General features: G+C 30.9%; 10 protein-coding genes, 2 tRNA genes and 1 rRNA gene. 10 read left to right on the forward strand and 3 right to left on the reverse strand.

What is annotated here, in order from left to right:
- Positions 1-2,538 (reverse strand): preprotein translocase subunit SecA, encoded by a 2,538-nt coding sequence (secA, locus tag ACIJYG_RS00560; RefSeq protein ID WP_435097245.1) that lies wholly within the window; start codon positions 2,536-2,538, stop codon positions 1-3.
- Positions 2,539-2,603: 65 nt separating this feature from the next.
- Between secA and argJ the strand changes: the two genes are divergently transcribed.
- A complete protein-coding gene (gene argJ / locus ACIJYG_RS00565) occupies positions 2,604-3,905 on the forward strand; it encodes a bifunctional glutamate N-acetyltransferase/amino-acid acetyltransferase ArgJ (protein ID WP_435097248.1) in 1,302 nt (433 codons plus the stop codon).
- 39 nt (positions 3,906-3,944) lie between these two features.
- Complete coding sequence (locus ACIJYG_RS00570; protein ID WP_435097251.1) at positions 3,945-4,373, forward strand: DUF1178 family protein; 429 nt, start codon at positions 3,945-3,947, stop codon at positions 4,371-4,373.
- Here ACIJYG_RS00570 and ubiG read toward each other — a convergent pair.
- Entirely contained in the window at positions 4,370-5,092 is a 723-nt protein-coding gene (gene ubiG / locus ACIJYG_RS00575; protein WP_435097254.1) for a bifunctional 2-polyprenyl-6-hydroxyphenol methylase/3-demethylubiquinol 3-O-methyltransferase UbiG, read from the reverse strand. The two genes, ACIJYG_RS00570 and ubiG, sit on opposite strands and share 4 nt — an antisense overlap.
- A 78-nt stretch (positions 5,093-5,170) precedes the next feature.
- On the opposite strand from ubiG, the gene ACIJYG_RS00580 reads away from it, so the two are divergent.
- From ACIJYG_RS00580 to ACIJYG_RS00600, 5 genes are read left to right on the forward strand one after another with little or no spacing between them, the layout of a single operon-like run.
- Positions 5,171-6,382 carry an aspartate kinase gene (locus ACIJYG_RS00580; RefSeq protein WP_435097257.1) on the forward strand — a complete coding sequence of 404 codons (1,212 nt, stop codon included), beginning with the start codon at positions 5,171-5,173 and terminating at the stop codon, positions 6,380-6,382.
- Between the two features lie 5 nt (positions 6,383-6,387).
- Entirely contained in the window at positions 6,388-7,488 is a 1,101-nt protein-coding gene (gene ispG, locus ACIJYG_RS00585; RefSeq protein ID WP_435097260.1) for a flavodoxin-dependent (E)-4-hydroxy-3-methylbut-2-enyl-diphosphate synthase, read from the forward strand.
- Positions 7,485-8,558, forward strand: a complete 1,074-nt coding sequence (prfA, locus tag ACIJYG_RS00590; protein WP_435097263.1) for a peptide chain release factor 1 — start codon at positions 7,485-7,487, stop codon at positions 8,556-8,558. The genes ispG and prfA overlap by 4 nt, the downstream gene beginning before the upstream one ends.
- Positions 8,559-9,401 (forward strand): peptide chain release factor N(5)-glutamine methyltransferase, encoded by an 843-nt coding sequence (prmC, locus tag ACIJYG_RS00595; protein ID WP_435097266.1) that lies wholly within the window; start codon positions 8,559-8,561, stop codon positions 9,399-9,401.
- A 12-nt stretch (positions 9,402-9,413) separates the two neighbouring features.
- Entirely contained in the window at positions 9,414-9,848 is a 435-nt protein-coding gene (locus tag ACIJYG_RS00600; RefSeq protein WP_435097269.1) for a DUF4167 domain-containing protein, read from the forward strand.
- Here the strand turns inward: ACIJYG_RS00600 and ACIJYG_RS00605 are convergent.
- Positions 9,845-11,137 (reverse strand): peptidoglycan DD-metalloendopeptidase family protein, encoded by a 1,293-nt coding sequence (locus ACIJYG_RS00605; RefSeq protein WP_435097272.1) that lies wholly within the window; start codon positions 11,135-11,137, stop codon positions 9,845-9,847. The genes ACIJYG_RS00600 and ACIJYG_RS00605 overlap by 4 nt on opposite strands.
- A gap of 336 nt (positions 11,138-11,473) precedes the next feature.
- Here ACIJYG_RS00605 and ACIJYG_RS00610 point away from each other — a divergent pair.
- The 3 genes from ACIJYG_RS00610 (at position 11,474) to ACIJYG_RS00620 (ending at position 13,212) form a co-directional block, all read left to right on the forward strand.
- Positions 11,474-12,948: ribosomal RNA gene (locus tag ACIJYG_RS00610) — 16S ribosomal RNA — on the forward strand.
- Between the two features lie 99 nt (positions 12,949-13,047).
- A tRNA-Ile gene (locus tag ACIJYG_RS00615) sits at positions 13,048-13,124 on the forward strand.
- Positions 13,125-13,136: 12 nt separating this feature from the next.
- A tRNA-Ala gene (locus ACIJYG_RS00620) sits at positions 13,137-13,212 on the forward strand.
- Positions 13,213-13,329 lie beyond the last annotated feature (117 nt).

Consider the following 13,329-nt stretch of genomic DNA (forward strand, 5'->3'; position numbering starts at 1 on the left):
TTATAAAGCACCACAGCAATGCTTAAATTTTTTACCCGAGCCACATGAGCAAGGTTCATTTCTACCAATTTTTTTCCCACTTTTAATTTGATCTACCATTGATTCCTTTCTTTCTTCTTGTTGCTCTGTGACAACTTTTAAATTCATTAGAATAGTTACAAAATCTAATTTTAATTTTTCAAGAAGATTAGAAAATAAATCGAAAGCCTCTTTTTTATACTCAACCAAAGGGTCTCGCTGACCATATGATCTAAGTCCAATTACTTGTCTCAGTTGTTCAAGATATTGAATATGAGATTTCCAATTAAGATCAATTGATTGCAAGAAAATTCGTTTTTCAATTTCTTTTGCATGATCCTCTCCTAAAATTTTTATTCTCTCATCTCGAGACTCTGAAAATTTGTTGATAATTTTTTCTTTTAATTCACCATCTTTTGCAGAAATTAATGATTTTAATTCAGACTCATCAAAACTTTTACCAACAATCTGTTTTAGGCGATTACTAAACTCATTACTTTTAGGATTTGATAAACTTTGGATTTTTAACTTGATGATATCATCAATTATTTCCTTTAAAAACTCATCAGAGTAGTCAAATATGCTTTGACTATTCATTGCATTTTTTCGTTGATAAAATATGACATGCCTTTGATCATTCAAAACATTATCAAATTTTATTAAGGTTTTTCTTATATCAAAATTTCTAGCTTCTACTTTTTGTTGAGCTCTTTCAAGAGCCTTATTAATCCATGGGTGATCAATACTTTCTCCATCTTTAAGTCCTAATTTTTCAAGCATTTTATTCATAGATTCTGATCCAAAAATTCTCATTAAATCGTCTTCAAGACTTACATAAAAAATGGAACTACCTTCATCACCTTGTCTTCCAGATCTTCCTCTTGCTTGATTATCAACTCTTCTTGACTCCATTCTTTCAGTTCCAACTACAAATAAGCCACCTAGGGATTTTATTTTGTTTTTGTCTATTTGAAGTTGAGCCTCTTCTATAGATCCTTTTTTACCACCCAGTTGAATATCTACACCTCTACCAGAAATACTAGTTGTGATGATTACTGATTTTTCTTTACCCGCATTGGCTATTATATCTGCTTCATTTTCATGATTTTTGGCATTTAATACAACATGTTTAATATTTTTTTTGTTTAACAAGGTTGAATAAATTTCAGACTTGTTAATACTAGATGTGAAAATTAAAATTGGTTGGCCTGCATCATGCCGCTCAACAATTTTTTCTATAATTGCATTATTTTTTTCATCCTCAGTTCTGAAAATTTGATCATTATAATCTTTTCTAATCATTTCATTATTAGTTGGAATAATCACAACAGCTAAACCATAGATTTCAAAAAATTCTTCAGATTCAGTTGCAGCAGTACCAGTACATCCAGATATTTTTTTATAAAGTTTAAAATAATTTTGATATGTTATTGAAGCTAAGGTTTGATTTTCTGCTTGAATATTTATTCGTTCTTTTGCCTCCAAAGCTTGATGTAAACCATCTCCAAACCTTCTACCTTCAAGTATTCTGCCAGTCAGTTCGTCGATAATTTTTAAGCTTTCATCTCTAACAATATAATCTTTACCTTTTTCAAATAAATGATTAGCACGAAGAGCTTGATTGACATGATGAACTAGATGTAAATTTTCTGGATCATAAAAGTTATTGTTTTTTAAAATTCCAGCAGTAGAAAAAATTTTTTCTACATTATTGATTCCATCATTAGTTAAAAGAATACTTTTTTCTTTTTCATCTATCTCATAATCTTTATCGCTCAACTGTCTTACAAGTTTATCAACAGCAAGATATTGGGCAGTTTTATCTTCAGCAGAACCTGATATGACTAGTGGAGTTCTAGCTTCATCGATAAGACAAGAATCTATTTCATCAACTATAGAAAATGAATGTTCTCTTTGAACCATTTCATGCTCAGAGAATTTCATATTATCTCTTAAGTAATCAAATCCTAGTTCACTATTGGTTGCATATGTGATGTCACAATTATAATTTTTCTTTCTTTCATGATCATCTTGGTCGTTATTAATGTAACCTGATGATAAACCTAAAAAGTTATAGATTTGCCCCATTTCTATGGAGTCTCTTTTTGCTAGGTAATCGTTAACAGTTACAATATGAACACCTTTTTCAGTCAGAGCGTTTAAGTATGCGGCAAGAGAAATTGTAAGAGTTTTTCCTTCTCCAGTTCTCATCTCAGCAATTTTACCCTCATGGAGAACAACTCCCCCAATTATTTGAACATCAAAGTGTCTTTCATTTCGAGTTCTTTTTGAGGCCTCTCTTACCAATGCAAATGCCTGTGGTAAAAGTTCGTCCAAGGTTTTTCCTTGTTTAATTTGTTCTTTATATTCTTGTGTTTTTTTTGGAAAATCTAAGTCATCAAGTTTTTTAAATTCATCTTCAAGTGAATTTATTGTTTTTACAATTTTACCAATTCTATCCAACTCTTTTTGATTGCTAGATTTAATAAATTTCGTAATTAGATTTAAAGGATTGAACATGAGTATTTGTTTTATTCTTTACTTATAATGTTTAATATATGTATTAAATAATTATTTTAAACACCATGGGAATTAATTTATCAAACTTTTTATCTTCAAAATCAAAAAATGCCAGAATGATTGATTTTCAAGACCTTGAACATGTTGATGGTGTATCTATTTCTGTGGTAAGTGCAAATCTGTATAATGATAATAGAGATGACTTGTCTATGTTCTATTTTAGAGACGGAGCCAATTATGCCTCAGTATATACGCAGTCAAAAATAATATCTGAAAATATTAAGTGGAATATAAATCAAAATAGTAAAAGAATTTATTCTCTGATAGTTAACACTCGGAATGCAAATGCCTTTACAGGTAAGCAAGGTTATGAAAGTTTAAAGAAACTATCAGACATCATTTCATCAGAATTAACAAAAAAACAAGAGCAAGATGAAGATGCTCCAAAAAAAATTTCTTCAAAAGATATAATCTTTGGTTGCACAGGAACTATTGGGGAGTCTTATCCTTATGAAAAAATTTTTAATAAAATCCCAAATTTAATCAATAAAATTAAATACACTCAAAATAAATTTATTTGGATGAAAGCTGCACTCGCCATCATGACAACTGATACTAAGCCCAAGTTAGCAATGGAAGAATGCTCAATTGGAAATAAAAAAATTAAGATTTATGGAATAGCAAAAGGTTCAGGAATGATTCATCCAAATATGGCAACTACATTAGCTTATGTATTTACGGACGCTAAACTCTCAAATGATATTTTAAACAAGTTACTTAAAAAAAATATAGCAACAACTTTTAATGCCATAACTTGTGATGGAGATACAAGTACCAATGATATGGCAACTATTTTTGCAACTGGTAAAGTAGATAATGCTCTAATTAAAAATATAAATGACAAAAAAATTCAAAATTTTGATAAGGCTTTAAATAAGGTTTTATTAAATCTAGCAAAAAGAGTGGTTTCAGATGGGGAGGGATCTTCAAAGTTTGTGACGGTAAATGTTAAAAAGTGTAAATCAGAAATAGAGGCTAAGCAGATTGCTCTTTCTATCGCTAATTCTCCTTTAGTTAAAACTGCAATTGCTGGTGAGGATCCTAACTGGGGTAGAATAATTATGGCAATAGGTAAAGCTGGACCAAAAATAAATTTGAAAAAACTTTTAATTAAATTTGGAAATTTAAAAATTGTACAAGATGGAAAATTACATCAAGGTTATGATGAAACAAAAGCTTCAGAGTACATGAAAAATGAAAATATTGATCTTGATATAGAAATATTTACTGGAAAGAAAAGCTTTACTGTTTACACAATGGATTTTACAAAAAAATATATTGATATTAATGCAGATTATAGAAGTTAGTGGTATTGAAAATTTTGTGAGAATTATTAATTCAATATTATGATTAAATATAAACTAGCATGCAAAGACTGCGAAACAACATTTGATAGTTGGTTTGCCTCATCTAAGGAATTTGAAAAATTAAAAAAAAAACGTCTTTTAATCTGTCATATTTGTAATTCTAAAACAGTAGATAAATCTTTAATGGCACCTAGTTTAAGAAATAATAAAAAAGATACAAAAAACGATTTGCAACTAGATAAATACGATAATGTAAAAAAAACTATTAAAAGTTATCAAAAATTTATTAAAGAAAATTTTAAGTTTGTTGGTGAAAATTTTGCCTATGAAGCTCGATCTATTCACTACAATCCTAAAAAAAAATCTAAAGGTGTCTATGGAAATGCTTCCAAGAAAGATCTTATGGAACTTAAAGAAGAAGGCATCGATGCTCAGATGATACCTTGGGTAGAGGACAAAGATAATTAGAGTTTTATAGATTTTACAATATAATTAATCGAAGTATCTGAAGAAACACTCCACTCATCTTTAATTAAATTAAAATTCATTCCTTCTAACTTTTCTAACTTTAAATTATTTTTGCTTAATATTTTTTTAAGATCTTCTGGTCTTACGAATTTTTCCCAGTCATGAGTTCCTATCGGAAGCCATCTTAAAACATATTCTGCCCCAACTATTGCAAACATATAAGATTTTAATGTTTTATTAAGAGTGGCAACAAACATAAGGCCATTTTTTTTTAAAAGTTTTGAACAAGAATTTATAAAAAAATTGATATCTTCTACATGTTCAACTATTTCCATATTTAAAATAACATCAAATTTTTTTTTGATTTTTAATTTTTCAGGTGATGAGCATAAATAATTAATTTTAAGTTTATTTTTTTTGGCATGTAACTTAGCAACACTGATATTTTTACTTGATGCGTCAATTCCAGTTACATTTGCACCTAATCTTGTCATTGGTTCAGATAGAAGTCCTCCGCCACAACCAATATCTAATATATTGATTTTTTCTAGGGGTCTTTGTTTGGCTTTTAATTTAAAACTATTAATAATATTTTCTTTAATATATTTAATTCTTATTGGGTTAAATTTATGAAGTGGTTTAAATTTTCCGCTTGGGTCCCACCATTCAGCAGCCATTTTTGAAAATTTTCTAATTTCTTTTTTATTTACACTGCTCATGATCGATAATTAGTTGACATAACAAGTAAGATGTATTTTATCAATTATTTATTAAATTATAATAAATATATTTGATCAATGAAAACTGTTGTTTTAAAGTTTGGTGGAACTTCTGTAGGAAGTATCGATAGAATTAAAAAAGTATGTAAAATTATATCTTCCTACAAAAAGAAGAAATATAAAGTTGTAGTAATCTCCTCTGCCATGAGTGGAGTAACTAACGAACTAGTTAATAAATCTAGGTTAATTAGTAACAATTTTGATAAGGCTGAATATGACACTTTATTGTCTTCAGGTGAACAAGTTTCTTGCGCCTTAATTGCGGGAAGATTAAATCATGATGGCTTTAAATCTAGATCTTGGTTATCTTGGCAGATACCGATTATAACTGAAGGACCTTATTCTGCAGCAAGAATCAATAGAGTAGTTTCAAAAGAATTACAGAGCTATCTTAAAAGTGGAGGAATTCCTGTAATCACCGGCTTTCAAGGAATAAACAAAGATTATAGACTAACAACTATTGGCAGAAGTGGTTCAGATGCTACAGCAATAATGTTAGCTAAATTTATTAAAGCAGATGAGTGTATAATTTATACCGATGTAGATGGTGTTTATACTACGGATCCTAGACAGTACAAAAATGCAAAAAAAATTAAAAAAATATTCTATGATGAAATGTTAGAGATGGCATCTTTAGGCTCAAAAGTTATGCAACCAACCTCTGTTCAAGATGCAAAATTAAACAAAATAGACATACAAGTTAAATCCTCATTTGTTTCAAAGCCTGGAACGTTGATCGCAAATTCGTCAAAAGCCTTTAGTGATCAAATAATAACTGGAATTTCATCAACAAAAAATGATGCTAAAATTACAATTGAAGGAGTTAAAGATAGACCAGGAGTAGCAGCGTCAATTTTTAAACCACTATCTCAAAATTTGATAAATGTAGACATGGTTGTTCAAAATATTTCTCTAAATGGCAAGGAAACAGATCTTACATTCACAATCAAAGCTGATGACTTAAAAAAAACAGAAAAGTTTATAAGGCAGAATAAAAAAATATCTTACAAAAAATTATCTTTTGATAAAGATGTATCTAAAGTTTCAATAATTGGAGTTGGTATGATAACAACTCCTGGAATTACTTATCGAATGTTTCAAGCTTTAGCTTCAAAAAAGATAAATATCTTGGTAATATCTACTTCTGAAATTAAAATTTCGGTTTTAGTTGCTACTAAGCAAGTAAAAAAAGCTATAGCTGTATTGCATAAAGAATTTAAATTAGACTAAATTTTATGAGCCTCAGGCCCTTCAGAAATATTAATCGAAAAAAAACTAAAGTAATAAATGTTGGTGATGTAAAGATTGGTGGGGACAATCCAATTTCAGTTCAGTCAATGACAAATACTTTAACAACTGATGTTAAAGCTACAATTGATCAAATAAATGCAATTCATGAAGAAGGAGCAGACATTGTAAGGGTTTCATGTCCAGATGAAGATTCTACAACAGCATTAAAAGACATAACTCAGAATGTAAAACTACCAGTAATTGCCGATATTCATTTTCATTATAAACGAGCAATAGAAGCTGCTGAAAATGGAGCAAAATGTTTGAGAATAAACCCGGGTAATATTGGTGATAAACAAAAAATTCATGATGTTTTAAGTGCAGCAAAAAATAATGATTGTTCGATAAGAATCGGTGTTAATGCAGGATCACTTGAAAAAGATATTCTTGAAAAATATAAAGAACCTTGTCCAGAAGCTTTAGTGGAAAGTGCTTTACGAAATATAAAAATTTTAGAAGACCAAAATTTTTTTAATTTTAAAGTTAGTGTAAAGTCATCTGATGTTTTTTTATCAATTGCAGCTTACCGGCAACTTTCAAAAGCAATGGATTATCCATTACATCTTGGAATAACAGAAGCTGGTAGTTTTGTTACAGGAAGTGTTAAATCATCTATTGGACTTGGAGCGCTACTTTTAGATGGAATTGGGGACACCATTAGAATTTCGCTATCTGATGACCCGGTAAAAGAAATTAAAATTGGCAATGAAATTTTAAAGTCATTAGGATTAAGAAATAGAGGAGTTAAAATTATATCTTGCCCATCATGTGCGAGACAAGCATTTCAAGTAATTGATACTGTTAAGATTTTAGAGGAGAAACTATCACATATAAAAACTCCAGTAACACTATCTATAATTGGATGTGTAGTGAATGGACCTGGTGAAGCAGCAATGACTGATGTAGGTATTACAGGTGGTGGCAAGGGAAACAATATGCTTTATCTTTCTGGTGTTCAGAGTAAAAAAGTATTAACAAATGAAATAATTGATAAAGTTGTCACTGAAGTTGAAAAAAAGGCTTTAGAATTAGAAAAAAAACAATGATACCAGCTAAAACAATTGAAGAACTTATATTAAAACATTCAACATTGGAAAAAGATTTATCATCTGGTGAAATTGACAAAAAGATTTTTGCAGAAAAATCAAAAGAGTATTCAGATGTTAACGAAATTATAGAAAATGCTAAAAAATATTTAGCATATGAGGATGACAAAAAAGACTTAGAAAAAATTTTAGATGATAGTTCCTCAGATAAAGAATTAAAAGATATGGCTGAATTAGAATTATCAAATTTAAAGACTGAATTTGAGATAAATGAGAAAAAATTAAAACTATTTTTACTTCCAAAAGATGAAGCAGATAAAAAAAATGCAATCATAGAAATAAGAGCAGGCACAGGAGGTTTAGAAGCAAGCCTATTTGCCTCAGATCTTTTTAAGATGTATGAAAAAGTTAGTCACAAAAAAAAATGGACATTAGAATTGATATCAATTTCAAGAAGTGATGCTGGAGGATTAAAAGAAGTTATAGCATCAATAAAAGGAACTAATATTTATTCAACTTTAAAATATGAAAGTGGCGTCCATAGAGTTCAAAGAGTACCAGATACTGAAACCCAAGGAAGAGTTCATACTTCAGCTGCAACAGTTGCAGTATTGCCTGAAGCAGAAGAAGTTGATTTAAAAATAAATGAGTCTGATCTAAGGATAGATGTTTTTAGAGCTGGTGGGCCAGGAGGACAATCAGTTAATACTACTGATAGTGCAGTTAGAATTACTCATATTCCAACAGGATTATCTGTTTCCCAGCAAGATGAAAAGTCTCAACATAAGAATAAAGCTAAAGGTATGAAAATTTTAAGATCAAGGTTATATGAATTAGAAAGATCAAGAATTGACCAGGAAAGATCACAAGATAGAAAAACAAAAATAGGAACAGGGGATAGATCAGAAAGAATTAGAACTTATAATTTTCCCCAAGGGAGAGTCACAGATCATAGAATTAATTTAACGTTACATAGATTAGAAGAATTTTTAGAGGGTGAAGCTTTTGATGAAATGATCGAGTCATTAACTTTACAAGCTCAAGAAGACAGCTTAAGCAGTTTAAATTAAATGAACATTCAGTCGGCAGTTATAGAAGGAACAAATATTTTAAAAAATAAATCTATTCTATCAGCTCAACTCGACACAGAAATTTTAATGGCTAAAGCTTTAGGTAAAAATCGTGAATATATTATTTTAAATCATGATAAAGTTTTAAATATTGAAAATTTAGAATACTTTAAAAAATTGGTTCAAGAACGAGCCACAAGAAAACCAATAGCCTATCTTTTAAAAAAAAAATTTTTTTGGAAAAGTGAATTTTGTGTAAACAAAAATACTCTTATACCACGTCCTGATACAGAAATTATTGTAGAACAAATTTTAAAAGTTACTAAGCATAAGAGTTATTTAAGAATACTTGACATAGGGATTGGCTCAGGGTGTATTCTTTTAACCATTCTCAAAGAAAGAAAAAGTTTTTATGGGACTGGGATAGATATTAGCAAAAATTCAATAAAAATATCTAAAATTAACGCAAAAAAGCTTTTTGTGGATGAAAGAGTAAAATTTTATAAATCAGATGTTGACAAATTTGCTCAAGGCAAATATGATTTGATTGTTTCTAATCCCCCTTATATTAAAAAAAGTGATTTAAAATATTTGGAGAGTGATGTTTTAAAGTTTGAGCCTAAATTAGCTCTAGATGGTGGATTAGATGGCTTATCAGTAATCAGAAAAGTAATAAAAAAATCATCTGAACTGTTAAAAAAAAATGGAAAATTTATTTTAGAGATTGGTTTTAATCAAAAAAGTAAAGTTATTAAATTATTAAACAATAAGGGTTTTTATATAAATAGTACTGTAAAAGATCTTGCAAAGAATGATCGTTGCATAGTCAGTACCAAAATATAACTAATTAGATTTATGGTAACATTTAGAAATAATAATAACGTTAGAAGAAATAATTTTAGAAGAAATGATAGAAACTTTAAAAGTAATGGTGATAGACCTAAGTTTGGATCAAATTACTCCAATAATGATAACTTTAAAAGAAAAGCCCCTGGAAGAAACAATCATAACGCTCCAAAGTTAATTGAAAAATATAATGATTTAGCAAGAGAAGCCTCTTCTAGTGGAGATAAAATATTATCTGAAAATTATCTTCAACATGCTGACCACTTTACAAGGATTTTGAACGAACAAGAAAATTATAAAAAATTAAAATTTGCTGAAAATAAATCAATTGAAAATACTTCAGAAACACAAGATTTATCTAATAAATCCGAAGAAATTATTACTGAGGATAAGAAAACTGAAGCAGAGATTAAACCAACTTCTAAAAAAACTGAAGCAAACTAGTTTAATCCAATAATTTTTTCTGACTTTAGAACATCTAATTTTATTTTACTAGTTTCAAATAATTCTCTATTTTTACCTTTTAGAACTCTACCTGATGGAAGCTTTAGTTTTTGAGAGTTGACTTTTTTTCCATTAATAATTACTTCATAGTGTAAGTGAGGACCTGTTGATTTTCCAGTTGAGCCAACATAACCAATAGTTTGACCTTGTTTGACTCTAATACCTTTTTTAATTCCTCGTGCAAATTTTGACATGTGAGCGTAAAGTGTTTCATATGTTGTGTTGTGTCTTATTTTAACACAATTTCCACCACCTCCACACCAACCAGCTTTTTGAATTATACCATTTCCAGAAGCCATAATGGGCGTTCCTTTGGGTGCAGCAAAATCAGTTCCTCTATGCATTTTGTTAAACCCATCGATAGGATGTTTTCTCATACCAAATGATGAAGATAATCTTGCACCATTAATAGGTGTTTTCATTAATGCTTTTTGAACACTCTTTCCATTTTTATCATAATGACCTTCAATATTTTCTTTATCAAAATAATATAATGAATTGTCCTGACCACTTAACTTAAGATTTGCAAAAAGAATTTCTCCTGTTTCAATTATTTTATTATTTTCATCAATAAATACTTCATACATAACTTGAAATTTATCTTCTTTACGAATGTCTCTTTGAAAATCAACCTGAAAACCATAAATTCTAGCAAATTCAATTATTGTATTTGGTGGAATTTTCTGATCACTTGCAGCGCTATAAAGACTTTGAAGTATTATATTTTCTTTATAAATAATTTTCTTATCCAGTTTTATAGTTAATATTTTTTCATTAAATTCTGTTTCATCACTATTCTTTGATAGATAAATTTTTTCAGTATTTGAAGTTTGAAAAATAAATTTTTTTATTTTATTATTAGCTTGGTCTATAGTAATTTGAATTTTTTGATTTGTATTTAATTTATTAATATTAACTTTTTTTATAAGACTATCTTTGATAGCTTTAATTTCCTCTTTTTCAATTGAATAGTTATTAAGTATCTTATCAAAGGTTTCTCCAGATTTGATTTTGTGATTATATTTTTTGTATCTAGGTTCTAAATTATTAACAATTTCATTGAGAGTTTTTTTTAAATAAATATTATTAATAAAATTATTATATTGGTTTTTATTAAAATTTTTTTGATTATTAGATAGCGCTACTATTAATATCGTAAAAATTATTAATAAAAATAATCCAAATAGTTTTAATTTTTTAATAATATTTAGTTGGAGTTTTTTAAGCATTTAATAATGTTTTGAATTGAATTATTAGTTTACGAGTGCCAAAAAATCAAAAAAAACCCAATAAAATCATTAATTTTTAGCATTTTTTTTATTCTTAAATGCTTGATTTCCTTTTATTTTAGCCTATAAGCATCGAACTTTCTCACGAATATTATTGTTAACACAATAAATTAGTGTGGATTATTGGGCTTTTTAGACCCAATTAGCTATTTAAAAAGTAAAAATTTAAGAAGAGAAGTGTGGACGGTTAAGGTTACCAAAATTTGTCGTACACACTTCAACATTATATAAATTTTATTCTTAGAATTTATATAGAAGCTAGTGTGCGCCGTTTTTAAACTTGAGAGTTTGATCATGGCTCAGAACGTACGCTGGCGGCACGCCTAACACATGCAAGTCGAACGAAGTAGCAATACTTAGTGGCAGACGGGTGAGTAACATGTAGGTATCTGCCCTTTGGCCTGGAATAACACGAGGAAACTTGTGCTAATACCGGATAAGTCTTTACGGAGAAAGCTTTATGCACCATTGGATGAGCCTGCACTTGATTAGTTTGTTGGTGGGGTAATGGCCTACCAAGACTGTGATCAATAGCTGATTTGAGAGGATGATCAGCCACATTGGGACTGAGACACGGCCCAAACTCCTACGGGAGGCAGCAGTGGGGAATCTTGCACAATGGAGGAAACTCTGATGCAGCGATGCCGCGTGAGTGAAGAAGGCCTTTGGGTTGTAAAGCTCTTTCGTCGGGGAAGAAAATGACTGTACCCGAATAAGAAGGTCCGGCTAACTTCGTGCCAGCAGCCGCGGTAATACGAAGGGACCTAGCGTAGTTCGGAATTACTGGGCTTAAAGAGTTCGTAGGTGGTTGAAAAAGTTAGTGGTGAAATCCCAGAGCTTAACTCTGGAACTGCCATTAAAACTTTTCAGCTAGAGTATGATAGAGGAAAGCAGAATTTCTAGTGTAGAGGTGAAATTCGTAGATATTAGAAAGAATACCAATTGCGAAGGCAGCTTTCTGGATCATTACTGACACTGAGGAACGAAAGCATGGGTAGCGAAGAGGATTAGATACCCTCGTAGTCCATGCCGTAAACGATGTGTGTTAGACGTTGGAAATTTATTTTCAGTGTCGCAGGGAAACCGATAAACACACCGCCTGGGGAGTACGACCGCAAGGTTAAAACTCAAATGAATTGACGGGGACCCGCACAAGTAGTGGAGCATGTGGTTTAATTCGAAGATACGCGCAGAACCTTACCAACACTTGACATGTTCGTCGCGACTCTAAGAGATTAGAGTTTTCGGTTCGGCCGGACGAAACACAGGTGCTGCATGGCTGTCGTCAGCTCGTGTCGTGAGATGTTGGGTTAAGTCCCGCAACGAGCGCAACCCTCACTTTTAGTTGCCATCATTAAGTTGGGCACTCTGAAAGAACTGCCAGTGATAAGCTGGAGGAAGGTGGGGATGACGTCAAGTCCTCATGGCCCTTACGTGTTGGGCTACACACGTGCTACAATGGTATCTACAACAGGAAGCAAGACTGCGAAGTTAAGCAAATCCCTAAAAGATACCTCAGTTCGGATTGCACTCTGCAACTCGAGTGCATGAAGCTGGAATTACTAGTAATCGTGGATCAGCGTGCCACGGTGAATGCGTTCCCGGGTCTTGTACACACCGCCCGTCACACCATGGGAGTTGGTTCTACCTTAAGGCAAGGTTTCAAACCCTTGACCACGGTATAGTCAGCGACTGGGGTGAAGTCGTAACAAGGTAGCCGTAGGGGAACCTGCGGCTGGATTACCTCCTTTCTAAGGATGAATGAAAGTAAAATTTCATTCTAAATAATATACATCGGTAATGTTGACCGTCCTCATTTCTCTTCTTAAAGTAGTGTTTCTCTTGCATGGGGGCCGGTAGCTCAGTTGGTTAGAGCACACCCTTGATAAGGGTGGGGTCGAAAGTTCGAGTCTTTCTCGGCCCACCAATATAAGATCATGGGGGATTAGCTCAGCTGGGAGAGCGCCTGATTTGCATTCAGGAGGTCAGCGGTTCGATCCCGCTATCCTCCACCAAAAACACTTAGCTATAAAAATCGTAAATAAAAATAATAATTAATATCAATATCTATATCCGAACATTAGTAATGTTATTAGCTAATGTTCAAAATAAAAATTTGATTCAACACAGAA

This window comes from Candidatus Pelagibacter bacterium nBUS_27 (genome assembly GCF_051200985.1).
Classification (GTDB): Bacteria; Pseudomonadota; Alphaproteobacteria; order Pelagibacterales; family Pelagibacteraceae; genus Pelagibacter.